Origin of the sequence: Nonomuraea sp. H19 (assembly GCF_052068215.1) — a bacterium.
Lineage (GTDB): Bacteria > Actinomycetota > Actinomycetes > Streptosporangiales > Streptosporangiaceae > Nonomuraea.
The window spans coordinates 1-1504 of record NZ_JBQHCV010000113.1; the positions used below are offsets into that span (position 1 = coordinate 1).

General features: G+C 68.4%; 1 protein-coding gene. It reads left to right on the forward strand.

The window, feature by feature from the left end:
- Positions 1-88 precede the first annotated feature (88 nt).
- Positions 89-1447, forward strand: a complete 1359-nt coding sequence (locus tag ACTMTI_RS56800; RefSeq protein ID WP_441129397.1) for an IS256 family transposase — start codon at positions 89-91, stop codon at positions 1445-1447.
- Positions 1448-1504 lie beyond the last annotated feature (57 nt).

A 1504-nucleotide genomic window follows, 5' to 3' on the forward strand; every position in this document is an offset into this window, starting at 1 on the left:
GGTCGCGTCCGAGATGCGGTGTAAATAGATCACGAGCGTAGGTTCCGTGTTGAACCGCCAAGTTCGCACGAAGAAAGGCCCCACGCTCGTGACCCGTCGAGTATCGCCTACCCAGGCCATCCGTGCCGAGATCGACGCCCTGTTCGCCGCCGATCGTGACCTGGTCGAGGTCATCGAGGACGTCGCCCGGCTCGGCGCCCGCCTGATCATCCAGACCGCCGTCGAAGCCGAGGTCGACGCTTTCCTCGGCCGCGCCCGCTACCAGCGCGCCGCCACCGTCACCGCCGAGGAAAGCAACGAGGAAGACAGAGCGGTGCGGCCGGGCTACCGCAACGGCCACTGCCCGACCACCGTCAAGACCACCAGCGGCCCGATCACCATCGCCCGGCCCAAGCTGCGCGGCACCACCGACAAGTTCGCCTCCCGCCTGTTCGGCACCGGCGTCACCCGCACCCACGCCCTGGAGACACTCGTGATCGCCTCCTTCGTACGCGGCCTGAGCGTGCGCGACGTCGAAGGCGCACTGGCCGACGCGCTCGGCCCCGAAGCCGCCCTGTCCAAATCGACGGTCTCGACCATCTGCCAAGCCATCGTGGCCGAGTACGACTCCTGGTGCCGCCGCGACCTATCCGGCATCGAGCTGGACTACCTGTTCCTGGACGCCTCGCACTTCAAAATGCACGACGGGAGCCGGGCCGAGCCGATCCTGGCCGCCTGGGGCATCACCACCGCCGGCAAGCCCGTCTTCGTCGGCCTGGCCGCCGCCGCAGCGGAGTCCACCGACGCCTGGCACGACTTCCTGACCGACCTGACCGCCCGCGGCCTCACGCCGCCGCTACTGATCATCTCCGACGGCGCGCCCGGCCTGATCAGCGCCGCCGAGCAGGTCTTCCCCACTTCGCTACGCCAACGGTGTCTGGTGCATCGCCTCCGCAATGTGACCGCGAAGGTCAGCGCCGGCGATCAGGCGGAGGTGAAGGCCGCCTACTGGAACATCTTCGACCTCAGCGAGCTGGGCGACGACGTCACCGTCGGGCAGCCGCTGGTCGACCTTGTCCAGCGGCGCATTGACGCCTTCGCCGACACCTGGGGCGGCCGCTATCCGGCGGCGATCAAGTGCCTGCTCACCGACCGGCAGAGCTTGACCACCTACCTGCGCTTCCCGATCGAGCACCACAAGCGCATCCGGCATTCCAACTTCATCGAGCGCACCTTCGGCGAGACCCGCCGCCGCGTCAAGGTCATCGGCCGCTTCCCCGGCGAGACCTCCTGCGTGTCCCTGGTCTGGGCAGTGCTGGATCGGGCAGCTCGTGGCTGGCGTGGCTTCACCATGACCAGCAAGGGCCTGCGCATCCTGCAAGACCTCCGCCGAGCACTACTCCACCCGCCTGCCCAGCTCCGTCCCACCGACGAGCCAGCCTTGGCACCCGCCACCGAGGCCGCCTAAGATCCACTCACGGCACCTACCTCGTCGAGCCTTTTACACCGCTCCGAGGACGCGACC